Genomic DNA, 24,296 nt, shown 5'->3' on the forward strand with positions numbered 1-24,296 from the left:
CCGGCGCAAAACCCGCCGCCGGTTGTACGCATAATGGAACACAACCTTAAGGAGAACCCCATGATTGTGGCATTTTCAGTGGCACCCAGCGGCACCCCCACGTCCGATCCGGCGGGCACGGGCGACGACGCCTCCGTCCACACCGCCGTGGCCGCCGCCGTCAAGGTGGTCCGCGACTCCGGGCTGCCCAACCGCACCAGCTCCATGTTCACCGAGATCGAGGGCGACTGGGACGAGGTCATGGATGTGGTCAAGCGCGCCACCGAGGCCGTGGGCCGTTACGGCTCCCGCGTGTCCCTGGTGCTCAAGGCGGACATCCGCCCCGGCCACACGGGCGAGCTCACCGGCAAGGTGGAGCGGCTCGAAGGCGCACTGGGAACCCTCGCGGACTAGCCCTTTTCCCGCACGCCGGGCAGGCCTACCGCCTAGTCGCCCTCCCCAAACTCGCTTCGCTCGCTCGGGGCCCCTGGCGCTAGGCTTAGGCCATGGTTGAGCATCGGAGCAAGCCCGGCTGGGTCGGCGTGGAAAAGTACTTGTCCGAAACACTCGTGCAGGGCGGCGCCGGCATGGACGCCGTCATCGACAGCATTGACGCCGCCGGCATGCCCCGGATCGAGGTGGCGCCCACGGCCGGCAAGCTGCTCATGCTGCTCCGCCCGCATCCAGGGCGCCCGGCGGGTGCTGGAAATCGGCACCCTGGCGGGATTCAGCACCATCTGGCTGGCCCGCGGCCTGCCCGACGACGGCCACGTCACCACCTGTGAATTCCTGCCCGAACACGCCGCCGTCGCCCGGAAGAACATCGATGCCGCGGGCATGGGCGCCAAGGTTGATATCCGGGTAGGTCCGGCCCTGGACACCCTGCCCACACTGCTGGGCGGCGAGCCGTACGACTTCGTGTTCATCGACGCGGACAAGGGCAACGACACGAACTACCTGAAGTGGGCGCTGAAACTGACCCGCCCCGGCAGCGTGATAGTGCTGGACAACGTGATTTGGGAGGGCGCCATCCTGGACCCGGGTGACGACCCCGACGCAGCCGCCATCCGCGCCGCACTCGACTTCATGGGCGCCAGCGATTCCCTGGACGCCACGGCCATCCAAACCGCCGGCTCCAAGGGCTGGGACGGCTTCGCCATTGCCGTGGTGAAGTAGCCCCTGCACTACGCTGATTGAATGAGGATCTCGCTGCGCCCCGCCACCGTTGACGACGCCGAAGCCGTTGCGCACCTGCACCTGCGGTGCCATGAGGAGGCGTACGGCCGGCACCTGCCGCCGGAATTCTTTATCGAGCGCCGGGCCAGCCTGCCCGCGCGCATGGAGAGCATGCGCGAAGCCATTGCCAAGGGGCATGTGCCCACGCTCGCGTACGACGACGACGGCCTGCTGGGCATCGCCAACGCGGGTCCGGCGCGCGACGACGACGCCCCCGCGGAGGTTGAACTGTTCATGATCTACACGCTGGAACGCGCCTACGGCAGCGGGGCCGGGCAGATGCTGCTCGACGCGGCCATCGGCACACAGGCAGCCTTCCTCTGGGTGCTGGAGGACAACCCCCGCGCCCAGGCGTTTTACGCGAAGAACGGCTTTGCCTTCGACGGCACCCGCAAGCTGCTGCCCGAAAGCTGGCACAGCCTGCCCGAGGTCCGCATGGTCCGTTCCGCAGTGGCCGGCTGATGGGCCGCCAACGCGCACCAAAGAACGCCGTGGCGGAGCCCGAGCCCGGTACGGGCGGCCCTGTTGCCGGGAAATACACCACAGATACGGGCACTGCCGAGCTGGTGCCCGACGGCGACAACCCCAACGGCTGGCTGCTGCTGCTCAACGGCGTGCAAAGTTCACATGTGGACCTGGCCGACCCGCTGCGCCTGGACTTTGAGTACATGCGCTGGATCATGGCCCTGGTGGCCGACCGATGGGGCGCCTCGGAGAAGCTGCGCACCCTGAGCCTGGGCGGCGCCGCCTGTTCCATGCCCCGGTATCTGGTGGCCGCGTACCCCAACTCACGCAACGTCGTCGTCGAGATCGACGGCGCGCTCGCGGGCCTGGTCCGCGACTGGTTTGACCTGCCGCGGGCGCCGCTGCTGAAGATCAGGGTCGGCGAGGCCCGCCAGGTCACCGAATCCCTGACCGAATCCAGCCGCGAGCTGATCATCCGCGACGTGTTCGCCGGGTCCAAGACCCCGCACGCGCTGACCACGGCCGAGTTCACGGCCGCGGCCAAGAACGTGCTGGTGCCGGGTGGCGTCTACGTGGTCAACTGCGGCGACTCGCCGGCCCTGGCCGTGGCGCGCCGCGAAGCCGCCACGATCGCCGCGGCGTTCGTGCACACCGTGATCATCGCCGATCCGCCCATGCTCAAGGGCCGCCGTTCTGGCAATGTCATCATCGCCGGCAGCGACGCGCCGCTGGGCGACGGCGCGGGCCTGCCCCGGGCGCTGCTCGGCGGCGCCATGCCGGCCCAGCTGTGGGACGACGAGAAGGTTCGCCAATTCGGCCAAAGCGCCGTGGTCCTCAGCGACGAGGATCGGTGACTGACGCCCGCTGGTCGAGCTTGTCGAGACCCGGTTGTCGAGCCATGCCTGTGATCGAGCCATCCCGGTGATCGAGCTTGTCGAGATCGCCCTGACTGATTCGCGCTACTGGCCCAGCTCGCGCTGATACCAAGAACCTTGCTTGCCGCCGATGCTGGCCGGGTCGGCCGGACCTGTCGGGACGAATCCGGCGTTGAGCAGGACCTTTTGGGACGCGAGATTCCCGGCGGAGGCGGCCGCCGTGAGCGTGTGGACCCCATGCCGCGAGGGCGCAAACCGGCAGACTTCCAGAACGGCGGCGGTCGCCAGGCCACGGCCGGCGGCCTCCTGCGCGACCCGGTAACCCAACTCTGCAACGCCGTTGTCGACGAAGATCAGGTTGAACCGGCCCAAGACGCTGCCGTCCCCATCGACGAGTACGTAGAAAACGCCGGCTCCGGCCTCCTGTTCGGCCAGCAACGCCGCATGCCGCTGGGCGAACTGTTCGAAGTAGTCATCGCCCCGGTCGGAGATCGAGGCCGCGAAATAGTCGCGGTTCGCCAGCTCAAAGGCCAGCACCGCCGTGGCATGATCCATACGTAGGCGCTGCAACTCGGGCATTTTTCGATCCTACCCACAGGTCGAGACCGGTGATTGAGCCTGTCGAAATCTGCCTGTCGAAATCAGCCCGTCGAAATCAGTGGGCCGTGGTCTCGACAGGCTCGACGGCCGGTACTTGCGACCCAACTACAGCGGCCGGTGCCGATTCGTCCACAAGGACGGCTCGGCGTCGTCCGTCACCGCGCACCCAGAGCCGGAACGCGGCGGCCAGCAGCACGAGCCAGGCGCCGCCCACCCATAGGGCCACGCGGGTGTCCGGGTAAAGGCCCAGCAGCACGATCACCCCGGCCATGAACAGGGCCGTCGCGGCGGAGGCGGCGGGCCACAGGGGGACCGGGAACGCCGAAGGGGCCAGCTTGTCGCGGGAGATTTCGCGCTTCATGGCGATGTGCGAGGCCAGGATCATGATCCACACCCAGACCGTGGCAAACGTGGCAATCGAGGCGATCACCAGGAACACGTCCTCCGGGATCACGGCGTTGAGCAGCACGCCCACCAGCAGCACGCCCGTCATCATGACCACCGTCATCCACGGCACGCCCGCGCGGGAAATCCGGCCAAACGCGGCCGGGGCATGGCCCTGCCGGGACAGCCCGAACAAGATGCGGCCGGCACCGAAAATGTCGCTGTTCACGGCCGACAGCGCCGCCGTGATGACCACGGCGTTGAGGATGTGCCCGGCCGCCGGGATGCCCAGCGAGGAGAAGATCTGCACGAACGGGCTGGTCTCACCGTTGATTTGGTTCCACGGGAAAAGGCTCATCAGCACCCCGATCGTGAGCACATAGAACAGCAGCACCCGCACGGGCACGGTGTTCACGGCCGCCGGGATAGACTTGGCCGGGTTCGCGGCCTCGCCCGCCGTCACCCCGATGGTCTCGATCCCGCCAAAGGCAAACATGACGACGGCGAACGCGGCCAGCAGCCCGCCCCAGCCGTTGGGCAGGAATCCGCCGTGGGCCACCAGGTTGCCTACACTCGGTGCGGCCGCCGCGGCATCGACGTGGAAGCCAAAGACGATGATGGCCACGCCGCCGGCGATCATCGCGATGATGGCCGCCACCTTGATCAGCGAGAACCAGAACTCAAGCTCGCCAAACACCTTCACGCTGAACAGGTTGATGGCGGCCAGGAAGAAGATGATCGCCAGCACCCAGATCCAGCGGGGCACGTCGGGGAACCAGAAACCCATGTAAATGCTGAATGCGGTGACGTCGGCGATCGCCACGATCGCCATTTCAAAAACATACGTCCAGCCCGTGACGAAGCCGGCAAACGGACCCAGGTAGCGGCTGGCGTACTGGCCAAACGATCCCGACACGGGGTGGCGCACGGCCAGCTCGCCCAGGGCCCGCATCACCATGAACACGGCCGCACCGGCAACGATGTACGCCAACAGCACGGCGGGGCCGGCCTTTTGGATGGCGTCGGCGGAGCCGTAAAACAAGCCGGTTCCAATGGCCGAGCCCAATGCCATGAAGCGGATGTGGCGGGCGTTCAAGCCGCGGGAGAGCGGGCTTCCCAGGGTGTTCATGCGTGAGCCTTCTAACATCGCGGCGCCCGGACATCGCGGAGAGGTGGGTCACCTCGGGGCAAAAATAGTGCCGGGCGTCACGGAAAAGTGGTGATTTTGCCTCCGAAAATCCCCTAAATCTGGGATTTCAGACGCCAATATTCTATATTGGCGGAAGGGGGTTGGCTATTTCGGTAACCGTTGAGGCTGCAGTCACTAGGCCGGTCACCAAACGAGGGAGCAATGGCAAACATGGAGCGGACCCCGTCCAAGGTTCCCGCGGCGGACAACACGCTGCGCATCCTGAAATTGCTGTCCTCAAAACGCGGACCGCTGGCTGCGTCCACCATCGCCACCACGCTCGGATTGCCGCGCTCCAGCGTCTACCACCTGCTGGGCGTCATGGAGCAGAGCGGCTTCGTCATGCACCTGCACGAGGAGCAGCGCTACGGGCTCGGCATTGCCGCCTTTGAACTCAGCAGCGCCTACTCCCGCCAGGAACCGTTGTCCCGGCTTGGCCGCCCGTTGTTGGAGGCGCTGGTCGACAAGATCGGCGAAAGCGCGCACCTCGCCGTGCTGCACGGACGCGATGTGCTGTACATCGTGGAGGAGCGGGCCAAGCACCGGCCGTCCCTGGTGACCGACGTCGGCGTCCGGCTGCCCAGCCACCTCACCGCCAGCGGCCGCGCCATCCTGGCGGCCCTGCCCAAATCCCAGGTGCGGGCGCTCTACCCCAACGCGGCGGCGTTCAGCTCGCGCACCGAGGTGCCGGACCCGATCGGCAAGTACTCCACGCTTTCCGCGCACCTGGACCAGGTGCGCCAGCGCGGCTACTCCACTGAGCACGGCGAGGTCACCGACGGATTCGGCTCCGTGGCAGCCGCCGTCACCGACCACCTTGGCTGGCCCGTCGCCGCGGTGGCCGTGACGTTCCTCGAGGAAAAAGTGCCGGTATCCGAATGGCCGGCCCTCGCCGAACGCGTCACCAAGGTGGCCGGCGAACTGTCCACGCGGATTTACGGCCGCCGCGACGCGTAGCCCCGGGGTCGGTTTCGACCCACCCGGGCACTGTCTGAAATCCCGGATACCCGGACCGTGAAGCGGCAGATTTCCGCGTGAAAAAGCGGAATAGTGGCTAGCAAGCCCTCCCGCACACAAAGGAAATGCCATGACCACAGTCGTTCTCTCCCACTCCGGCGTCACCCCCGAGGACGTCATCGCCGTCGCCCGCCACGATGCAAAGGTGACCATCAGCGCGGAGGCGCTGGCCGGCGTCGAACGGGTCAGGGCGCACATCGACGAGCTGGCGCACTCGGAGACCCCGGCGTACGGCATCTCCACCGGCTTTGGGGCACTGGCCAACCGCCACATCCCCACGGACATGCGCACGCAGTTGCAAAAGTCGCTGATCCGCAGCCATTCCGCCGGCATGGGCCCCGCCGTGGAGCGCGAGGTGGTGCGCGCGCTGATGTTCCTGCGCGCCAAGACCCTCGCCAGCGGTCGCACCGGCGTGCGCCCCGTGGTGGTGCAGACCATGGTGGACGTGCTCAACGCCGGCATCACCCCGGTAGTGCGCGAATTCGGCTCGCTGGGCTGCTCCGGCGACCTCGCCCCGCTGTCCCACTGCGCCCTGGTGCTCATGGGCGAAGGCGAAGCGGCGGGCCCGGACGGCGTGGTCCGTCCCGTTCCCGAACTGCTCGCCGAGGCCGGCATCACGCAGATCGAGCTCGCTGAAAAGGAAGGCCTGGCGCTGGTCAACGGCACCGACGGCATGCTCGGGATGCTGCTCATGGCCATCGCCGACCTGCGCCTTTTGCTGACGACGGCGGACATCACCGCCGCGCTGAGCGTCGAGGGCCTGCTGGGCACCGACCAGGTGTTCCTGCCCGAACTGCATATGGAGCTGCGCCCGCACCCCGGCCAGGCCGCCAGCGCCGACAACATGCTGCGCGTGCTGGCCAACTCGCCCATCGTGGCCTCGCACCGGGTGGGCGATTCCCGCGTCCAGGATGCCTATTCGCTGCGCTGCGCCCCCCAGGTGGCAGGCGCCGCCCGCGACACCGTGGACCACGCGCTCATGGTGGCCACGCGTGAGCTTGCCGCCTCGATCGATAATCCCGTGGTGCTGCCCGACGGCCGGGTGTCCTCCAACGGCAACTTCCACGGCGCCCCTGTGGCCTATGTTTTGGACTTCCTGGCCATTGTTGCGGCCGACGTCGCCTCCATCGCCGAGCGCCGCACCGACAGGATGCTGGACCCCGCCCGCAGCCACGGCCTGCCCGCCTTCCTGGCCGGCGACCCCGGCGTCGACTCGGGCCTCATGATCGCCCAGTACACGCAGGCCGGGCTCGTCTCCGATTCCAAGCGCCTGGCCGTCCCGGCATCCGTGGACTCGATCCCCAGCTCCGCCATGCAGGAGGACCACGTGTCCATGGGCTGGCATGCGGCCCGCAAGCTCCGCCGCTCCGTGGAGAACCTGCGCCGCGTCCTCGCCATCGAGCTCGTCACGGCCACCCGCGCCATCGACATGCGCACCGACATGTCCGACGGCGAACTGGTCCCCGGCCCTGCCGGCGCGGCCGTGCTTGAGGTGCTGCGGGCCACCGTGCAGGGTCCGGGCAGCGACCGTTTCCTGTCCCCTGAACTGGAAGAGGCCGACCGCCTGGTGGGCTCCGGTGCCATCCGCGCCGCCGCCGAAAAGGCCACCGGCCGGCTCAACTAGGCCTCACCGGGGCCCCAAGCAAAGCCGCCGGCGCGTCTTCGCTTGGGGCCCTGCGCGGGTGTGGGTCCGGTCCCGCCCTCCCATCGGCCGGCTCCAGCGCGTGCTGACTGGGCCGGGACGGGTGCGATTTATGCGCATAGACTGTTGTCCTGACGAGGAGGCGTGATGGCCAAGGGACCAACTGTTTATGACGTGGCGCAGGAAGCGGGAGTGTCCATCGCGACGGTGTCGTTCACGTTTCGCCAACCGGACCGCGTTAGGCCGGCCACGCGGGAAGCCGTGCTGACGGCTGCCCGCCTGCTGGGCTACGTCCCCAGCGCCAGCGCCCGCGGCCTGGCCCGCGGCCGCACCGGTGCCCTGGGCCTCTTTGCCTTTGACTACCTGATCGACTCGGCTGCTGTGGCAGCCGGGAGGTCCGACGTCGAATCCTTGCCGGAGGATCCGAATGAAAGCTACAGGATCTTCCCCTTGTATGTGGATGAGATCCAGCGCGGCGTCCAGCTTGAATGCTGGAAGCGCGGATACGCCCTCATGGTGGGCGGCGGCAATCCGAACACCACAGAGACCACGCTGACCGACATTGCCGGCAGGGTTGACGGTCTGGCGGTGTTCCCGAACTCGCTGCCACAGGCCATCCTGGAGCGCATTTCCCAGCGGATTCCGGTGGTCGAGGTCTCCGAAACGCTACTCAACAGGGAACTCGACCACGTCACGGTGGACAATTTTGGCGGCATGCGTTCCCTGGTCCGGCACCTTGTGGACGTCCATCAACTGACGGACCTGCAGTTCGTGGGCGGGCTGACATCCTCGGACAACCGGGCCCGCTGGTCCGGCATGGCCGCGACGTTGAAACAGTACGGGATTGCGCCCCGCCCCTTGGCGCAGGAGGGCGAGTTTTCGCGGGAGGACATCGGCAATCTAGTTGCGTCCCTCCAGGCGGCCGGCACGCTGCCGCAGGCATTCGTCTGCGCGACGGACGAGGAAGCCCTGAAGACGCTCGAAGCGTTGAGTGAGGCCGGCATTGCGGTACCCGGCACCGTGGCCGTGACGGGTTTCGACGGCATCGTGGCCGGAAGAATTGCCCGCCCGGCACTGACCACCGTCCGCCAGCCCATGGAGGAGATGGGCAGGGCGATTGTGGGCCTGCTGATCAACCGCATCGAGAATCCGGAACGGGCACCGGTGGTGCAGGAGCTTCCCGTCAGGCTCGTGGTGCGCGAAAGTTGCGGCTGCCCCGCGCCCTGACCACCCATCCCGGGCGGGCGGCGGCTCTTCTTCGAAATGTGACGGATTTTCCTTGCCAAGCCTCGATCAATGCGCTTAGATCTTAACAACACAAGAATCTATGCGCTTATATTCTTAGTCCCGGCACCGATCTCCCCAGGTCAGTATCGCCGCGACAACGGATGGCAGGTCTGCGCTGACAGGTATTTCGAAAGGACCAACGATGTTCCAATCCAAAGCAAGCGGGGTAGGCAAGGCAATCGCCGTCGGCCTCGCCGCAACACTCTTGATGACCGGCTGCGGCCGCGCCGCGGAATCGGCCGGCGGCCCCGAAAAGGCCGCGCCGCTGGCGTCCGGCCCCGCAAAGGGCACCGTCACGGTGTGGGCCCAAGGTGCCGAAGGCGCGGCCCTGCCCGCCGTGGCCAAGGAATTCGAGGCCGCGAATCCGGGAGTCAAGGTCAACATCACCGCCATCCCCTGGGACGCGGCGCACAACAAATACCAGACGGCCATCGCCGGCGGGACCACCCCGGATGTGGCCCAAATGGGCACCACCTGGATGGGTGACTTCGCCAATGCCTTTGACCCCACCCCCGCCGAAGTGGACACCAGCGGCATTTTTCCGGGCTCGTTGAAGTCGACCGAAGTGGCCGGCACCACCTATGGCGTGCCCTGGTATGTGGATACCCGGGTGGTCTTCTACCGCAGCGACCTCGCTGCCAAGGCCGGGCATGACGCATTCCCAACCACCTGGGACGGATTCAAGGCCCTCGCCAAGGACTACCAGGCCAAGGCCGGAGCCAAGTACGGCTTGGGACTTCTGGCCGGTGGCGACGGAACGCTTCAGGGAATGCTGTCGTTTGCGTGGTCCAACGGTGCGGAGCTGACCAACAAGGACGCCACCAAGTGGACCCTGGAAACGCCGGAAATGGTCCAGTCCATGAAGTACTACAACAGCTTCTTCAGCGAAGGCATCGCCAACAAGGCGCCGGGCACCGACGCCGGTGTGGCCGAGGCCGCGTTCGTGGACGGCAGCATCCCCATGTTCATCGACGGCCCGTCAAAGATCGGGCTGCTGGAAAAAGCGGGCGGACCCGGATTTGCCGACAAGTACAAGGTGGCCCTTGTCCCCAAGGAAAAGTCGGCAACGTCCTTCGTTGGCGGATCCAACCTGGTGGTCTTCAAGAAGTCCGCCAACCGGGACGCGGCGTGGAAGTTCGTCCAGTTCCTGAACGAGGCCAAGACGCAGGCAAGCTGGTACAAATCCACCGGTGACCTGCCCTCGCAGCAGGCCGCCTGGAAGGATCCGTCCCTGTCGGGGGACTCCAAGCTCGCGGTATTCGGCGAACAGCTCAAGGACACCAAGGCTCCGCCGTCATTGACCAGCTGGACCGAGGTATCCGGCGCCGCCGACACCATCATGGAACAAATGGTCAAGGCCGGCAAGGACCCTGAGACCGCCATGAAGGAACTGCAGTCCAAGGCTGACGCGATCGGAATGGGCGACTAGGCATGTCAGCGATCGACGCCGGCACATTGCCGGATGCCGCGCGACGCCGGAGCCGGGGGTCGCAGACGCCCTCGGCCCGGCGCCGGCGCCAGGCGCTCATCGCCTGGATGTTCGCCCTCCCGTTCGTCGCCATCTTCGCGGTGTTCATGCTGGTGCCTCTGATTTCATCGTTCGTGATGTCCTTCACCGACTTCACCAGCCGCGACGTGCAGGATCCCACGGCCGTCGAGTTTGTCGGACTCAAGCAGTACCTCGATTTGTTTGCCGACCCGCAATTCCTGCGCTCCATGCTGAACACCGCCTACTTCGTGGTGGTCGGCATACCGTTGACGATGGCCGTGGCGCTGCTGCTCGCCGTCGCACTGAACAATGGCATCAAACGCTTTCGGACGGTGTTCCGGGTGGGTTTCTACACTCCCGTGGTCACGAGCATCGTGGCGGTCGCCGTCGTCTGGCGTTTCATCCTGCAGCCCGACGGCCTGCTGAACGAAGTGCTCGCCGCCGTGGGCATCCACGGCCCGGATTGGCTCAACGACCAGGCCTGGGCCATGCCATCGCTGATCCTGATGGCCGTCTGGCGCAACATGGGCACGCTGATGATCATCTTCCTGGCCGGCTTGCAAACGGTGCCGGAGGAGATGCTGGAGGCCGCCGCCGTGGACGGGGCAAACGCCTGGAAACGCTTCACCCGGATCACCATCCCGACCATCCGGCCAACCTTGCTGCTCGGTGCCGTGCTGCTCTCCGTGGGATTCCTGCAGTTCTTTGAGGAACCCTTCGTCATGACCAAGGGCGGGCCGCTGGATTCCACGCTGTCCATCAGCTACTTCACCTACAACCAGTTCGGCTTCGGAAAATATGGGACGGCCTCGGCGGCCAGCTACGTGCTCTTCGTGGCGATCGCGCTCCTGAGCCTTGTCCAGTTCCGGGCACTCAGGTCCAAGGACTAGGCGAAAATGACACTTCAAAAAGAATCACTCCTACCGGCAGCGAGCCTGGAACGGACGACGCCGTTGCGCCGCAAGCGCCGCTCGGGGCTTCGCCCGGGCCGGCTGGCCGTCTACGCCGCGCTGGTGCTCGGTGTGGCGGCAACCCTGCTGCCCTTTGCCTGGATGCTCCTGGGGTCGTTCAAAACCCAGGGTGAGCTGCTCCAACGGCCCATCACCTGGTGGCCGCAGAACCCGACCCTGGAGAACTACATTGCCTGGTTCACGGACCTGCACATCGACAAGTTCTTCACGAACAGCCTGATCGTTGCCGTCGTCACCGTGCTGGGAAACATGCTGTTTTGCTCCATGGTGGGCTACGCGCTGGCCAAGATGGACTTCCCGGGCAAACGCTTCCTGTTCCTGCTGGTCATGGTGACCCTGATGGTTCCCGGGGTGGTCACCTTTGTGCCCCTCTTTGTCATGGTCAGCAAACTGGGACTCGTGAGCACCTATGCCGCGTTGATCCTGCCGTTCCTGGCCGGACCCATCGGGGTGTTCCTCATGAGGCAGTTCATGCTGGGCATTCCGGACTCGATCATCGAAGCCGCCCGCATCGACGGGGCCAGCGAACTGCGCATCTTCCTGCGCGTGGTCATGCCGTTGTGCGCCCCTCCGCTGGCGACCCTGGGGATCCTGACCTTCCTGGGCTCTTGGAACAACTTCCTGTGGCCGCTGGTCGCCGCCCAGAGCGAGGACATGTACACGCTGCCCGTGGCGCTTTCCTTGTTCTCGACGGGGGAGAACGCCACCAACTACGGGCTGCTGCTGGCCGGCTCCGTCCTGGTCATCACCCCCATCCTGCTGCTGTTCGTGGCCCTGCAGCGCTTCTTCATCCAGGGCATCGCCGCAACCGGCATCAAGTAACCATCCTCCGCCGCCCCGAGAACTCCGAGACCCCCGAGGTATCACCGTGAACCACCTGACAACGTCCGTCGCACCCGATGGAACCCGCTTCCGCGACCTGAACGGCAACGGCACCATGGAGCCGTACGAAAATCCGGCGCTGACCCCCGAAGAACGGGTTGCCGACCTGCTGCCCCGGCTAAGTGTCGAGGAGAAGGCCGGCCTGCTCTTTCACACCGTCATCGAGGCCGGCGCCAACGGCGAACTCCTGGAAGAACCCGGGAAGATCAGCAAGTCGGCCACCTCCACGGTCGTTGCCGGGAAGTACATGAACCACTTCAACGTCCACCAACTGGGCGACCCCAGACTGGCCGCGCGGTGGTCCAACGCCCTGCAAAAGCTGGCCGAGGCGACCCCTCACGGGATCCCGGTCACGGTCTCCACGGATCCGCGCCACGCCTTCATCGAGAACTCGGGAGTGTCCTTCACCGCGGGATACTTTTCCCAGTGGCCCGAGCCCATCGGCCTGGCCGCAACGGGCAATGCGGAGCTGGTGAGGCGCTTTGCCGACATCGCCCGCCAGGAGTACGTCGCCGTCGGAATCCGGGCGGCCCTGCACCCCACGGTGGATTTGGCCACCGAGCCGCGGTGGGGCCGCCAGGCCGGCACCTTTGGCCAGGATATGGCACAAACCGCACGGTTCGCCGTCGAATATCTCAAAGGCCTCCAAGGCGAAGGAATTGGCGCGGGGTCCGTGGCCTGCACCACCAAGCATTTTCCCGGCGGCGGCCCGCAAAAAGATGGTGAGGACGCCCATTTCCCGTACGGCCGCGAGCAGGTGTATCCGGGCGGCAGGTTCGCCGAGCACCTCGAACCGTTCCGCACGGCGATTGCCAACGGCACCAGCGCCATCATGCCCTACTACGGCATGCCCGTGGGCCTTGAACTGGACGGCGAAGCCGTCGAGGAGGTCGGCTTTGGCTACAACCGGCAAATCATCACCGGGCTGCTCCGGGAAAAACTGGGGTACGACGGCGTGGTCCTCAGCGACTGGGAACTCGTCAACGACAACGTTGTGGGGGACCAGGTGCTGCCGGCGCGGGCCTGGGGCGTCGAGGAGCTCACCGCCAAGGAACGCATGCTGAAGATCCTGGCCGCCGGCGTTGACCAATTCGGTGGCGAGGAATGCACCGACCTTCTCCTGGAACTGGTCCGGGAAGGGCTGGTCACCGAAGGACGCCTCGACGAATCGGCCCGCCGGCTCCTGCTGGTGAAATTCCAGCTGGGCCTCTTCGACAACCCCTATGTGTCCGAGGTCGACGCCGCCGCGGTGGTTGGCAACGCCGGTTTCCGTGCCGAGGGGCACCGGGCCCAGGCCCAGTCGGTGGTGGTCCTCGCCGACGCGGATGCCGCGGGACACCGGATCCTGCCACTTGCGGGACTGCCGAAGGTCTACGCCGAGGGGCTCGCACCCGAGGCCTTGGCGGGCGTGGGGATTCCCGTGGCGACCCCCGAGGAGGCCGATGTGGCGATCATTCGCATCGCCTCGCCATGGGACCACCGGGACGATTTGTTCCTGGAGGAGTACTTCCACGCCGGTTCCCTGGAATTCCCGCCCGGGCTGGTTTCCAGGTTGCGGGCGCTCGCCTTGAAGGTTCCCCTGATCATCGACGTGAGGCTCGACCGCCCGGCCATACTGACGCCGTTGGCAGGGTTCGCCACCGTTTTGGTGGGCACCTTTGGGGTCAGCGACGCCGCATTCCTTGACGCGATCACCGGCAAGATCCTCCCCCTTGGCAGGCTGCCGTTTGAGTTGCCGTCGTCCATGGATGCCGTCCGGGCCTCACGGCCGGACGTCCCCTCGGACACGGCCTGCCCCTTGTTCGGCTTTGGCCACGGGCTGTCGCTGGACGTCGTGGCAAGCCAAGACTGAGAGGCGGGCCTGGACTACCGCAGCAGGGTGTCCACGAGCCGGGCCGCAACCTTGGCGGTCCGGTTGTCGATGTCGAACTCCGGATTCAGTTCCGCCACGTCAAAGTGGAACAGCTTCCCGCTCTGCGCCACCTGCCGGCACACGGCGGCGATGACCGGCAGCGGCACCCCGTAGGCGGCCGGGGCGCTCACACCGGGCGCCACGGCCGCGGGCAGCACGTCCAGGTCGATCGTCAGGTACACCACGTCCACGGTCTCCAGGAACGCCGCCACGAACGCCTCGCTCCGCTCCTGTGAGCAGTCCTCGTCCAGCAGGTACTTCACGTCCAGGCTGTGCGCGGTGTCAAAAAGCACCCGCGTGTTGTTGGGTTCGCTAATACCGACGACGGCGTAGTTGAGTTCGCGCCCGGCGGCCGCTTCGGCGCGGGCCATCTGCAGGAACGGCGTCCCGGAACTGGGGGTCGGCGCGTCGCGCAGGTCAAAGTGTGCGTCAAGGTTCAGCACGCCCAGCCGGGCACCGTTGGCGACCGCGGCCGTGCCGGCCACGCCAAGGTAGCTGGCAAACGCGGTCTCGTGCCCGCCACCGAGCACGAAGGTGAGCTGGCCGGCGTCGAGCAGGGCTGTCAGGGCAGCCCCGGCGCGTGCCTGGCCGTCCTCGAGGGCGTTGCCCGCAACCACGACGTCGCCCACATCGGTCACGGCCCGCTCGCCGTGGAAGGCCAACGACCCCAGGGCGCCGCGGATCGCTGCCGGCGCCGCGGCCGCACCCACCCGGCCCAGGTTGCGCCGCACGCCCTCGTCCGAGCAAAAGCCCAGCAGTGCTGCAGGCCCCGGCCGGGACGGGTCGACGCCGGCCGAGGCCGTGGCGGGGGTGGCGACGGCCTGCCACCAGCGGCGGTGGCCGGGCCCGTCGCCGTCGTTCCGGCCGGTCCACGGCTGGGCGGGGGAGTCCACTGCAAGCAAAGAAAAGTCCATGGTTCCAGCCAACAGCAGGCCCGGGCGGAACGCCAGCACGGCTGGGCCCCGGCAGTCTCGCATGGCAGATTCACGGCTTAAAAATCGAACGGGGAGTTGTTGTTGATGTTCGCGGAACATCAACAACAACTCCCCGTTCGATGGGCGTGGGGATTACTTGATGCCGAACAGCTGCTCGATCGGGCCAATGCCGAAGAACACCAGGAACGCGGCGGCCACGGCCCACATGAGGGGGTGGATTTCGCGGGCCCGGCCCTGGAACAGGCGGATCAGCACGTAGCCGATGAAGCCGGCGCCGAGGCCGTTGGCGATGGAGTACGTGAACGGCATGAGCGTGAACGTCAGGAAGGCCGGGATCGCGATGCCCCAGTCGGACCAGTCGATCTTGCCTACCTGGGAGACCATCATGAAACCAACCACCACGAGGGCGGGGGCCACGGCCTCGAAAGGCACCAGGGAGATCAGCGGGGTGAAGAACATGGCCACGATCAGCAGCAGGCCCGTGACAACGGACGCCAGGCCCGTGCGGGCGCCCTCGCCGATGCCGGCGCCGGACTCGACGAAGATCTGGTTGGAGGAAACGGAGGTGCCGCCGCCGGCAATCGCGCCGAAAGCGTCCACGAGCAGCACGCGGTCAACGTTGGGGATGTTGCCGTCCTTGTCCACGGTGCCGGCCTCGTTGGCCAGGCCCACCATGGTGCCCATGGCGTCGAAGAAGATGCTCAGCAGGATGCTGAACGCCAGCAGCATGGCGGCCAGGGCGCCCAGGTGGGCGAAGGAACCAAACAGGTTGACCTTGCCGAACAGGGACAGATCCGGCGGGGTCAGCGCGGAGAAGTGCGGAACCACGAGGGACCAGCCCTGCGGGTTGGCGGTCTTGCCGTCGAAGCTGGGGCCGATGTTGAAGACGGCCTGCAGGATGTTGGCCAGTACGGAGGACGCGACGATGCCGATCAGGATGGCGCCCTTGACCTTGCGGACCACCAGGGCGATGGTCAGGACCAGGCCGATCACGAAGACCAGGGTGGGCCAGCCCAGCAGCTTGCCGTCGAAGCCGAGGCCCACCGGGACGGTGGTGCCGGCAACGTCGGGGATGCGGCGCACGAAGCCGGCGTTGACCAGGCCGATCAGCGCGATGAACAAGCCGATGCCCACCACGATGGCGGTTTTCAGCCCGGCCGGGACGGCGTTGAACACAGCCGTCCGGAAGCCCGTGAGCACCAGGATGAACATGGTGATGCCGGAGAGGACCACCAGGCCCATCATGTCCGGCCAGGTCAGGCCCGGGTGGGAGGCCACGGTGACGGCCACGAACGCGTTGACGCCCAGGCCGGTGGCCAGCGCGAACGGGTGCTTGGCCCAGGCCCCCATGATGATGGTCAGCACGCCGGCCACGAGGGCCGTCATGGCGGCCACGCGGGCCGGGCCCAGGACTCCGCCGGTGGAATCGGCGCCGCCGAGGATCAGCGGGTTCAACACCACGATGTAGCTCATGGCGAAGAACGTGGCGAAGCCGCCGCGAATTTCGCGTGAGTAGTTGGAGCCGCGCTCGGTGATCTTGAAGTATCTGTCTACCGCTGACAAACGAGTTGTCGTCTGGGATGCCATGAGGAGCCCTCCGGGGCGAAGTAAAAATGGGAAAAGTCAGTCGAGGAAATACTAGCCCTTGCCGTGGTTGGGCATAATAGGCGTTAGGTGGCCATTCTCACCGAATTTGTTGCGCGCCGCCGTGCCGCAGCCACCGCCCGCGGTAAGCGGCCCCGAACGTGCCGCTTACCGCGGATCGGCGGCGATCTGGCGCAGGAATTTCCCATGGTGTTCGGTTAGTGTGGGTAGCTACCCCTTTGTCTACTGCAAGGAAGCAATGCCGTGAATCACCTCTCCCGCCAACGGGTCAATGAGACGAACATGACAGTGCCGGACGCCGCCGGAGCCCCGATTCCGCCCCGCGGGAGCCGGACCGGCGCCAAAGCGGGCACCAGGGCCCTGTGGCGCGCCCTGGCCGCTTCCGCCGTCGTCGTCATGGCTCTGGTGGGAGGTTCGACGGCGGCCCTGGCCCACGACCAGGTGGAGGGCACCGCGCCGGCGGACGGCTCCACCGTGGCCGCCATGCCGGTGAAGGTGCAGATCACGCTCAGCAACACGCCGGCCGCCCTTGGTTCGCAGGTCAACGTGGTGGACGCCGCCGGAACCAACTGGTCGGTGGGCAGCGTGGACGTGCTGGACAACGTCGCCACGCAAAACATCAAGGGTGGCGCACCGGCGGGCAAATACACCGTCAAGTGGCGCCTGGTGTCCTCGGACTCCCACCCCATTGAGGGCCAATTCACCTTCACGACCTCCGCGGCCGGCAGTGCGTCGGGAGCCGTGGCGGGTCCCGTGCAATCACTGCAACAGGTCATTGCACCCGTGCCCGAGCAGGCGCCCACCAGCGGCGGCGTGCCGTGGAGCGTGGTGGGCCTGATCGGCGTACTCGTGGTGGTGGTTGTGGCCATGATCGTGGTGGCCAGGCGCCGTTTGGGCGCCGGGGACCAGTCCTAGGGGACCAGTCCTAGGGGACCAGTCCTAGGGGACCGAACCTAAGGGGCCGACCCCGGGGCCCAAGAGCCTTGGGGCCGGTCTTGCAGGCCTAGGCCGGGAGCGCCGCGAAGCCGCCCTCCCGGGACGCGCCGCGGGCCGAAATTGACTGCCCGGCGCGCTTGGCCTGGTGCAGGATCTCGTGCGTGGTGGGTGCCACCATGCCGCCAACGCCCACCAGGTAAAGACCCAGGGAATGCATGGCCGCGCTGAAATCACGGCTCGTGTGCACGCCGACACTGCGCAGCACCCGGCGGAGCTGGTTCAGTGCGCCCCGGGTGAAGACGATGCTGTAGGCGGTCAGGGTGCCGTGCGCGGTTTGCACCGTCCACGGGCGCTCCGCGGGCAGCGTTCCCGGCGTGCGGGTCAGTTCCAGCGCACAGGTGGCGGGGCGGATGTCCAGCTCATTGCGGCGGGCGTAGTGCTCCAGCAGGCGCAGGATCTCCGTGCGTTCGCTCAACGCCTCCAGGCTGATGCTGCCCGTGGCAGGAGCCGGCGCGCTCGGCGTCAGGGGGCGGAAGCTGTCCACCACAATCGCCTCGATGCCCTGGCGGTTCAGTTCGGCGGCCACTGCCAGGCCGGAAAGCCCCGAGCCGATCACGATGGTGGTGGTTGATTCCATGCGCTGCGCGCCGTTGGGGCACGGCGGCAAGGCGCTGGCAGGCGCAGACGGCATCGGCACAAGTGCCTCCTCGAACGGTAGGAGAACTCTGGCGGCGCCGCCGGGAGCGTGGCTGCGCCGTGAAGCGATTTAGTTGAGTACGCGATCCAGGTAAGTGTTACGGAACACATGCTCCGGATCAACGCCATTCCGAACCCTACCGAACATTTCGAAGTCTGGGTAGGCCTGCATAAAGTCCTTCGACTGGAGAAAATGCCACTTGCCCCAATGCGGGCGCCCGCCATGTGAACGGAAGATTTCCTCGGCCGCCCGGAAATAGTCGAAGGCGTCCGTTTTCACGTGCTGGTGGATGGCGATGTAGCCGGTTTCGCGGCCGTTTGCCGTGGACAGGGGGATGCCGTCGGCTGCCGCGCAGCGCACCTCCACGGGAAACGAGATGGTGAACCCGCGGCGCTGGATCATGGCGTCCAGTTCAACCAAAATTTCCGCAACGTCCGCCAACGGCACGGCATACTCCATCTCCCGGAAACGCACCGTCCGCGAGGTGGCAAACACCTTGTGTGAGGCGTCGGCGAACTCCCGGTTCCCGGTCAGCGAGGAGGCCAGCGCATTGACGCGCGGAATGACCCGCGGCGTCTTCCCCGTGACCGTGCACAGCGCCGAGAACAGTTTGTTGGACACCAGCACGTCATCCACCAGGTGCGCCCGGAGCGAGAGCGGCTTCACGCCGTCGGGCCCCTGGCCGGGAGCGTGCCGGGTGTTGGTCTTGGTGAGTGCCATGGAGGTGTGCGGGAACCAGTAGAACTCAAAGTGGTCCACGGCGCGCTGGCGCTCCTCCAGGGCTTCCAGCACGCCCGCCAACGGCTCGGGGCGTTCCACGGCGTGAAGGGTGAATGCGTCGACGCACTGCAGGGTCACGGACACGATGATGCCCAGTGCGCCCAGGCCCACCCTGGCCGCGGAAAACAGCTCAGGGTTCTCCGTCGCGGAACAATGGCGTACCTCCCCGGTACCCGTGACGAGGTCCAGTGCCCGCACTTGTGTCGCGATCCCGCCAAAGGCCACCCCGGTGCCGTGCGTACCCGTGGAGATGGCTCCGGCGATGGTCTGGCGGTCGATGTCGCCCAGGTTTTCCATGGCCAGCCCATACGGTGACAGCAGGGCTGGAATCTCAAAAAGGCGCGTCCCGCCGGCCACCGTCACCTGGCGTGCGGCCCGGTCCACCGACTGCAGGCCGCTCAAACCGTCCAGCTGCAGCTGGGTGCCGCCGGTCAGGGCGATGTCGGTGAAGCTGTGCCCGGCCCCGACGGCCTTGACCGTGGTGCCGGCATTGGCTGCCGCGGCGACGACGGCGGAGATCTCGGCGACCGTCGACGGGTGCAACACCTGCGCCGGCCGGCAACGCTGATCCCCGGCCCAATTGCGCCATTCGCTCATATGAAAGCCTTTCCTTCTCCGCGATACGTCAGCGCCCTGCCCACCCTGCGGCCGGCGTCGAGCAGTTCTAGGGCGTCCACGTGCTCGCACACCTCACCGGACTTTGCGTGCCGGAACCAGACGTTGTCGCCAATGCGAAGCCCGGACGCTATGGCGCCGCGCAACGGGGTCTGGACCTCGCCGGCGCCTTCGGTGCCCAGCATCGAGAGCCCCGACGGGTACACGGGGACGGGGGAACGGTCGGCGCCGTGGGGCCCGGAAGCGATCCAGCCGCCGCCCAGCACCGTGACGATGTCCGGGGCAGGGCGCCGCACCACGGGGGCGGCAAAGCCCACCGCGTGTTGCGGGGTGAACCGCGAATAGCCGTCAAAGAGCGTGGGGCCGAACAGACCTGACCCGGCGGCGAGTTCCGTCACCGACGCGTCCGCCGCCGTCAGTTCCAGGCTTCCCGTGCCGCCCCCGTTCACGAATTCCAGGTCCGCCACGTTCCGCACCGCCGCAACCACATTGGCCCGCCGCTGCGCCACCTCGGCCATGGACGCGTGCTGGATCTGCTTCAGGACCTGGGATTTGAGGACGTCGGCCACCGGGTTGCCCGTGTGCGGGGTGTCCTGGAGGCCGGCAATCTGGGCCTCATACGACATGAGGCCCACCAGCGTGAACAAGGGACGGCTCCCATGGCGGCGGGCGGCGATGTCGAGTGTAAGGGCCAGCGCGTCGACGCCGGTGCGGACGGGGGAGCGGCGCACGCCAATGTGGCCCATGGCCCGCCCGCCCACGCTGGGCCGCCACGAGGCGTCAAGGTCGATGGCCAGCCGGATCGGGGCCGCGGGGCTGATGTCGGCCAGCCGTGCCGCCATCCAGTCAAGCTGTTCGGGCGAGTCCACCATGAGCGTGATGCGCGAACCGGCCCGCGGATCCTGGGCCAGGGCGGCAAGCGCCGTTGCGTCCGCCGTCGGATAAGCCACCACGACGTCGGAGAACGCGTCGTCGGCAGCCAGCCACAGCGCCTCGGGCAGCGTGAAGGCCAGGATCCCGGCGAACCCGTCCTGCGCCAGCACGGCCCGCAGCACGTCCCTGCTGCGGATGGACTTGCTGGCCACCCGGATGGGCACCCCGCGGGCCCGGCGCAGCAGCGACCCGGCATTGTGCGAAAGCGCCGGCAGGTCGAGCACCGCGAAGGGCGCCGCCAGCCCCGCGCAAGCCGCATCGGCCTGGGACCAGATCGAGGAACCGGACCTGCCAGGTTCCGCTCCGGCGCGGCCGAGGGCGACGTTCGAGTCCAAAAGTTGCACAGTTGACTCCCCTGGGGCGTTGAGTAATTGCTGGGGCAACTCTGTCATATGGGAGCGGGTTTGGGCAGGAAAGTCCCGGGTGTGACGGAAGATTTTCCGCCGGTCCGGCGAGTAACTTGACGCGCGCCCGCGGTGAGACAATAGTCACAAGTACAGGCCGCGACGGGGAGGCGGGCAGCAGTCTCCCACCCCTGCGGCACACGAATTTGAGGAGGCGCACAATGAGCAATCAACAAGAAACTTCCCCGGTTGCCCAGCCCGACCCCATCCCTGCCCCCACAGGAATCGTCGTGGGAATCGATGGTTCCGAGCAAAGCAATTGCGCGCTGATCTGGGCCGCCCGTGAGGCGAAGGCCCGCCAGGTGCCGCTGCATCTGGTCACCGCCTACACCGTGCCGATCTTCGCCGCGTCGGGCCTTGACGGCGGCTACGCCACCGTGGACGACGACGTCATCCGCCAGGGTGCCGAGGCCGTGCTGCGCGAGGCCGCCGGCAAGGTGTCGGAGATCGACGTCGAGCTGGACGCCCGCGTTGAAAACGGCGACGCCGCCGGCGTGCTGCTGGAATTGAGCGAAACCGCGGAGCTGCTGGTTTTCGGCACGCGCGGCCGCGGCGGCTTCATCGGCCGGTTGCTGGGCAGCGTCAGCTCCGCCCTGCCGGCACACGCCCAATGCCCCACCGTCACCGTGCCGCTCAGCTGCGCGGCCCGCCTGGGCGCGGACGCCTCCGTGAAGCCTCCCGTGATTGAAAAAGTGGTCACGGTGGGCGTCGACGGCTCGGACGAGGCCCGCTACGCGGTGCTGGTCGCCGCGGAACAAGCCGAACGGTCCGGGTTGTCGCTGCGCATCATCTGCGCCGTCCACCCGTACACCGGGTCCCTGTCCTGGATGCCGGCCCCCGTGGACCGCGATTCGCTGTTCGCGGAGATCCAGGAACAGCTGGACGCCGGCGAAAAATGGATTCGCAACCACTTCCCGAAGCTCGACATCGACGTCCAGCTCATTGAGGGAACCCCCGTGGATGTGCTGGTGAAAGCCTCCGAAACCACCGAGTTGCTGGTGCTGGGCACGCGCGGGCGCGGGGGTTTTGCGGGCATGATGCTCGGCTCGACCACCGACGGCGTCCGCCACCATGCGAAGAGCCCCATCATGGTGGTCAAGGACCGTGAGGATCCGCGCCAGGACGACCGCGCCGCGTTTGGTCCGCTCCTGCAGGCCTAGATACGACGCCGGTAAACGGCGAGTGCGCAGATAAGGCGGCTTCCAGGCTCTGGAAGCCGCCTTATCTGCGCACTGGCGGGCAAGACGGCGGTCTGAGTCGCCTTATCTGCGCACTCGGATACGGTGAGTGCGTTTAGTAGCGTGCCGCGTACGGGTACAGGGTCATGCCGGCCTGCAACATGCCCGAGATCGAGTAGACGCCGGTGGGGAAACCGGGCGCCAGGGCCTGCACCACCTGGTCGTTGCCGACGTAGATGGCGATGTGGCCGAATTGGCCGGAGCCCGGCGCGGATTCATCAAAGACCAGCAAATCGCCGTACCGCATCTGGGACAGCGGCACCCGTGTCGGAGCACTCCAGAACTGGTCGGTTCCCGTGCGCGGAACCGAGATCCCGGCGGAGGCGAACGCCTTCATGACCAGCCCGGAGCAGTCGTAGTAGGGATTTCCGGTGCCGCCCCACTGGTATGGCAGGCCGCTCTGGGCCTTGGCGAAGTTCACCATGACGTTGATGTAGGAGCCCGACGGCGGAGCGACCACGGGTGGGGTGACCACGGGCGGAGCAACGACGGGCGGGGTTACGACAGGCGGTTTGACCACCGGGGGCTTGACCACGGGCGGTTTGACGACGGGCGGGGCAATGACAGGAGGCTGGACGACCACGGGCGGTGCCGGTGCGACCACCGGCGGTTGCGCCGGCGTCGTGTTCCCGTTGCCGGTGTTGCCGGTGTTCCCCGGGTTGGTCGGCGCGACGGGAGAAACCGGGTTCACTGCTGCCGGCACCACGGGGGCGGGGGCAGCGGCGGAGTCCTTGATCTGCTGGGCCAGCGCCGCCTCGCGGGCTTGCTGCTCCAGGCCGTCGACCCGCGCGCCTTCCAGGGCCGTCGTCGTGTCGTGGAGGGTTGCCAACTGTTGGATCAGCACGCCGCGCTGGGCCTGGTTTTCCTTGACTGCGGCCGCAAACGCATCGGTGGCGGCCTGGGCCGCGCGCTTTGAGTCCTGGGCCGTCTGGGCGGCCTTGTCGGCTGCCTGCTGGGCAGCGACGGCCTGCGCCTGCAGTGCGGCGGAGGTGGAGGATGCGGCCGACGCGGAGTCAAAGGTGTTGGCCCGCTCGGAGGACAGCGCCATCAGTGTGGAGGCCTGGTACATGGTGTCGTCGGCGCTGGAGCTGCCCAGGAATGCCTGCACGCTCGGGTTCAGGCCGCCGTTTTTGTACATGGTCCCGGCAAGCTGCCCCAGCTGGGCCTTGGCGGTCTTGTATTCCTTGGCGGCGGCGTCGGCCTTGGCTTTGGCGGTGCCGGCCTCGGTGCGGCGCTGGTCAAGGGCTACGAGCGCGTTCGTGTAGTCGTTGTTGGCCGCGATGGTGCCGGCCATGGAGCCCTGGAGGCGGTCGTTGGCGGTGCCGATCAGGGCGTCGATCTTGGCCGATTCCGCTGCCGTGGCTGCCTCGGACTTCTTGGCCTTTGCAATGTCGTCGGTGCTGGGAATGGCCGGGCTGAGCGGGATGCGCACCAGCGTTCCGAACGACGACGCCGGCGCGGGCGATCCGGCGAGGGCAGCTTGTGCGGGGGCCAGGACGGCGGTGGTGGCAAGCGCGGCGCAAGCCACGGCCGCGGTTCCGCGAACCAGGAAAGGCAAACTCATCCGTGAAGACCTCACTGCTGAAAGGTGACGGTAAATGCGTGCGGTGATATTCCGCGCCATCCCGGCAAAAATCGCAGGGGCATTTACAGGGCAATCACGACACTACGGCCACTGACTTTGCTTTGGCAACACTAGTAACACCAGTAACTTGAACAACATTGGTGTAACCACACGGCTGTAATTTGCCGGGTTATCCCCAGCCCAGATCGTGGAGGCGTTCGTCGCTGATGCCAAAGTGGTGGGCAATTTCATGCACCACGGTGACCGTGACTTCATGGATTACCTGTTCGCGCGTGGAACAAATATCCAGGATCGGCCGGCGGTAGATGGTGATCCTGTCAGGCAGGGAACCGGCGGCCCACCAGGAATTCCTTTCCGTCAGCGGGGTGCCCTCATACAGTCCCAGCAGCACGGTGTCCGGGTGCTCGCCCGGGCCCGGAACGTAATCGTCGTCGACAAAGATCGCCACGTTGTCCATCTCGGCACGCAAATCCTCCGGAATGTTTGCCAGCGCCGCCTGGACGGCCGCATCAAACTCGGCCTCGTCCATGTGGAACGGGCCAAAGGAGGGGATGGACGCCAGCGGGTTCTCACTCATGGCTCCAGCCTAGTGAGATCTCCGCGGAAAAGAGCCGGGAGGGAGCCTGCCCCAAACTGCCGA

The 24,296-nt window shown here is 66.9% G+C and carries 21 protein-coding genes and 1 pseudogene; 13 read left to right on the plus strand and 9 right to left on the minus strand.

What is annotated here, in order from left to right; genetic code table 11:
• The first annotated feature begins 60 nt into the window (after nucleotides 1-60).
• The 4 genes and pseudogenes from AL755_RS01095 (at nucleotide 61) to AL755_RS01110 (ending at nucleotide 2,534) form a co-directional block, all read left to right on the plus strand.
• Complete coding sequence (locus AL755_RS01095) at nucleotides 61-393, plus strand: thiamine-binding protein (protein WP_054009348.1); 333 nt, start codon at nucleotides 61-63, stop codon at nucleotides 391-393.
• 92 nt (nucleotides 394-485) lie between these two features.
• Nucleotides 486-1,155, plus strand: a pseudogene (locus AL755_RS01100) (O-methyltransferase).
• Nucleotides 1,156-1,176: 21 nt separating this feature from the next.
• Complete coding sequence (locus AL755_RS01105) at nucleotides 1,177-1,677, plus strand: GNAT family N-acetyltransferase (RefSeq protein ID WP_054009349.1); 501 nt, start codon at nucleotides 1,177-1,179, stop codon at nucleotides 1,675-1,677.
• Entirely contained in the window at nucleotides 1,677-2,534 is an 858-nt protein-coding gene (locus AL755_RS01110; protein ID WP_054009350.1) for a spermidine synthase, read from the plus strand. The genes AL755_RS01105 and AL755_RS01110 overlap by 1 nt, the downstream gene beginning before the upstream one ends.
• 105 nt (nucleotides 2,535-2,639) lie before the next feature.
• On the opposite strand, the gene AL755_RS01115 is transcribed toward AL755_RS01110, so the two are convergent.
• Both AL755_RS01115 and AL755_RS01120 read right to left on the minus strand, forming a co-directional pair.
• On the minus strand, nucleotides 2,640-3,134 hold the full coding sequence (locus tag AL755_RS01115; RefSeq protein ID WP_054009351.1) for a GNAT family N-acetyltransferase: 495 nt from the start codon (nucleotides 3,132-3,134) through the stop codon (nucleotides 2,640-2,642).
• Between the two features lie 76 nt (nucleotides 3,135-3,210).
• Entirely contained in the window at nucleotides 3,211-4,668 is a 1,458-nt protein-coding gene (locus tag AL755_RS01120; protein ID WP_237762444.1) for an amino acid permease, read from the minus strand.
• 222 nt (nucleotides 4,669-4,890) lie between these two features.
• On the opposite strand from AL755_RS01120, the gene AL755_RS01125 reads away from it, so the two are divergent.
• From AL755_RS01125 to AL755_RS01155, 7 genes are all read left to right on the plus strand, one after another.
• The gene (locus AL755_RS01125; protein WP_054009353.1) at nucleotides 4,891-5,685 is read left to right on the plus strand and encodes an IclR family transcriptional regulator; all 795 of its coding nucleotides are present in this window, start codon (nucleotides 4,891-4,893) and stop codon (nucleotides 5,683-5,685) included.
• Between the two features lie 130 nt (nucleotides 5,686-5,815).
• Nucleotides 5,816-7,369, plus strand: coding sequence for a histidine ammonia-lyase (hutH, locus tag AL755_RS01130; protein WP_054009354.1), 1,554 nt, complete (start codon nucleotides 5,816-5,818; stop codon nucleotides 7,367-7,369).
• Between the two features lie 165 nt (nucleotides 7,370-7,534).
• Complete coding sequence (locus tag AL755_RS01135; RefSeq protein ID WP_054009355.1) at nucleotides 7,535-8,614, plus strand: LacI family DNA-binding transcriptional regulator; 1,080 nt, start codon at nucleotides 7,535-7,537, stop codon at nucleotides 8,612-8,614.
• Between the two features lie 202 nt (nucleotides 8,615-8,816).
• Nucleotides 8,817-10,103, plus strand: a complete 1,287-nt coding sequence (locus AL755_RS01140) for an extracellular solute-binding protein (RefSeq protein WP_054009356.1) — start codon at nucleotides 8,817-8,819, stop codon at nucleotides 10,101-10,103.
• Nucleotides 10,104-10,105: 2 nt separating this feature from the next.
• Nucleotides 10,106-11,053, plus strand: a complete 948-nt coding sequence (locus AL755_RS01145; protein WP_054009357.1) for a carbohydrate ABC transporter permease — start codon at nucleotides 10,106-10,108, stop codon at nucleotides 11,051-11,053.
• 6 nt (nucleotides 11,054-11,059) lie between these two features.
• Nucleotides 11,060-11,956, plus strand: a complete 897-nt coding sequence (locus AL755_RS01150; protein WP_054009358.1) for a carbohydrate ABC transporter permease — start codon at nucleotides 11,060-11,062, stop codon at nucleotides 11,954-11,956.
• A gap of 40 nt (nucleotides 11,957-11,996) precedes the next feature.
• Nucleotides 11,997-13,868 (plus strand): glycoside hydrolase family 3 protein, encoded by a 1,872-nt coding sequence (locus AL755_RS01155; RefSeq protein WP_054009359.1) that lies wholly within the window; start codon nucleotides 11,997-11,999, stop codon nucleotides 13,866-13,868.
• Between the two features lie 14 nt (nucleotides 13,869-13,882).
• On the opposite strand, the gene hutG is transcribed toward AL755_RS01155, so the two are convergent.
• Nucleotides 13,883-14,842, minus strand: a complete 960-nt coding sequence (gene hutG / locus AL755_RS01160) for a formimidoylglutamase (protein ID WP_054009716.1) — start codon at nucleotides 14,840-14,842, stop codon at nucleotides 13,883-13,885.
• Between the two features lie 153 nt (nucleotides 14,843-14,995).
• Nucleotides 14,996-16,450, minus strand: coding sequence for an NCS2 family permease (locus AL755_RS01165; RefSeq protein ID WP_054009360.1), 1,455 nt, complete (start codon nucleotides 16,448-16,450; stop codon nucleotides 14,996-14,998).
• 261 nt (nucleotides 16,451-16,711) lie between these two features.
• Here AL755_RS01165 and AL755_RS01170 point away from each other — a divergent pair, with 261 nt between their 5' ends.
• Nucleotides 16,712-17,383: a copper resistance CopC family protein gene (locus AL755_RS01170; protein WP_237762445.1), complete on the plus strand. Its 672-nt coding sequence runs from the start codon at nucleotides 16,712-16,714 to the stop codon at nucleotides 17,381-17,383.
• 88 nt (nucleotides 17,384-17,471) lie between these two features.
• Here the strand turns inward: AL755_RS01170 and AL755_RS01175 are convergent, their stop codons facing one another.
• The 3 genes from AL755_RS01175 to AL755_RS01185 form a co-directional block, all read right to left on the minus strand.
• Nucleotides 17,472-18,041 (minus strand): FAD-dependent monooxygenase, encoded by a 570-nt coding sequence (locus tag AL755_RS01175; protein WP_054009718.1) that lies wholly within the window; start codon nucleotides 18,039-18,041, stop codon nucleotides 17,472-17,474.
• A 129-nt stretch (nucleotides 18,042-18,170) separates the two neighbouring features.
• Nucleotides 18,171-19,478 carry a D-arabinono-1,4-lactone oxidase gene (locus AL755_RS01180; RefSeq protein WP_054009361.1) on the minus strand — a complete coding sequence of 436 codons (1,308 nt, stop codon included), beginning with the start codon at nucleotides 19,476-19,478 and terminating at the stop codon, nucleotides 18,171-18,173.
• A complete protein-coding gene (locus AL755_RS01185) occupies nucleotides 19,475-20,773 on the minus strand; it encodes an alanine racemase (protein ID WP_337589546.1) in 1,299 nt (432 codons plus the stop codon). Before AL755_RS01185 ends, AL755_RS01180 begins: the two co-directional genes overlap by 4 nt.
• Before the next feature lie 221 nt (nucleotides 20,774-20,994).
• Here AL755_RS01185 and AL755_RS01190 point away from each other — a divergent pair, with 221 nt between their 5' ends.
• Nucleotides 20,995-21,993, plus strand: coding sequence for a universal stress protein (locus tag AL755_RS01190; RefSeq protein WP_054009362.1), 999 nt, complete (start codon nucleotides 20,995-20,997; stop codon nucleotides 21,991-21,993).
• Nucleotides 21,994-22,126: 133 nt separating this feature from the next.
• On the opposite strand, the gene AL755_RS01195 is transcribed toward AL755_RS01190, so the two are convergent.
• Both AL755_RS01195 and AL755_RS01200 read right to left on the minus strand, forming a co-directional pair.
• Nucleotides 22,127-23,635: a C40 family peptidase gene (locus AL755_RS01195; protein ID WP_150116974.1), complete on the minus strand. Its 1,509-nt coding sequence runs from the start codon at nucleotides 23,633-23,635 to the stop codon at nucleotides 22,127-22,129.
• Nucleotides 23,636-23,825: 190 nt separating this feature from the next.
• Nucleotides 23,826-24,233, minus strand: a complete 408-nt coding sequence (locus AL755_RS01200; protein ID WP_054009364.1) for a metallopeptidase family protein — start codon at nucleotides 24,231-24,233, stop codon at nucleotides 23,826-23,828.
• Nucleotides 24,234-24,296 lie beyond the last annotated feature (63 nt).

It is taken from the genome of Arthrobacter sp. ERGS1:01, assembly GCF_001281315.1.
In the GTDB taxonomy this organism is placed as follows: domain Bacteria; phylum Actinomycetota; class Actinomycetes; order Actinomycetales; family Micrococcaceae; genus Specibacter.

Coding starts and splice junctions, on each gene's coding strand:
- AL755_RS01110 (WP_054009350.1), top strand. CDS start 1,677: ATGGGCCGCCAACGCGCACCAAAGAACGCCGTGGCGGAGCCCGAGCCC.
- AL755_RS01095 (WP_054009348.1), top strand. CDS start 61: ATGATTGTGGCATTTTCAGTGGCACCCAGCGGCACCCCCACGTCCGAT.
- AL755_RS01180 (WP_054009361.1), bottom strand. CDS start 19,478: ATGAGCGAATGGCGCAATTGGGCCGGGGATCAGCGTTGCCGGCCGGCG.
- AL755_RS01105 (WP_054009349.1), top strand. CDS start 1,177: ATGAGGATCTCGCTGCGCCCCGCCACCGTTGACGACGCCGAAGCCGTT.
- AL755_RS01175 (WP_054009718.1), bottom strand. CDS start 18,041: ATGGAATCAACCACCACCATCGTGATCGGCTCGGGGCTTTCCGGCCTG.
- AL755_RS01120 (WP_237762444.1), bottom strand. CDS start 4,668: ATGAACACCCTGGGAAGCCCGCTCTCCCGCGGCTTGAACGCCCGCCAC.
- AL755_RS01135 (WP_054009355.1), top strand. CDS start 7,535: ATGGCCAAGGGACCAACTGTTTATGACGTGGCGCAGGAAGCGGGAGTG.
- AL755_RS01145 (WP_054009357.1), top strand. CDS start 10,106: ATGTCAGCGATCGACGCCGGCACATTGCCGGATGCCGCGCGACGCCGG.
- AL755_RS01150 (WP_054009358.1), top strand. CDS start 11,060: ATGACACTTCAAAAAGAATCACTCCTACCGGCAGCGAGCCTGGAACGG.
- hutG (WP_054009716.1), bottom strand. CDS start 14,842: ATGGACTTTTCTTTGCTTGCAGTGGACTCCCCCGCCCAGCCGTGGACC.
- AL755_RS01200 (WP_054009364.1), bottom strand. CDS start 24,233: ATGAGTGAGAACCCGCTGGCGTCCATCCCCTCCTTTGGCCCGTTCCAC.
- hutH (WP_054009354.1), top strand. CDS start 5,816: ATGACCACAGTCGTTCTCTCCCACTCCGGCGTCACCCCCGAGGACGTC.
- AL755_RS01125 (WP_054009353.1), top strand. CDS start 4,891: ATGGCAAACATGGAGCGGACCCCGTCCAAGGTTCCCGCGGCGGACAAC.
- AL755_RS01115 (WP_054009351.1), bottom strand. CDS start 3,134: ATGCCCGAGTTGCAGCGCCTACGTATGGATCATGCCACGGCGGTGCTG.
- AL755_RS01195 (WP_150116974.1), bottom strand. CDS start 23,635: ATGAGTTTGCCTTTCCTGGTTCGCGGAACCGCGGCCGTGGCTTGCGCC.
- AL755_RS01190 (WP_054009362.1), top strand. CDS start 20,995: ATGAGCAATCAACAAGAAACTTCCCCGGTTGCCCAGCCCGACCCCATC.
- AL755_RS01165 (WP_054009360.1), bottom strand. CDS start 16,450: ATGGCATCCCAGACGACAACTCGTTTGTCAGCGGTAGACAGATACTTC.
- AL755_RS01140 (WP_054009356.1), top strand. CDS start 8,817: ATGTTCCAATCCAAAGCAAGCGGGGTAGGCAAGGCAATCGCCGTCGGC.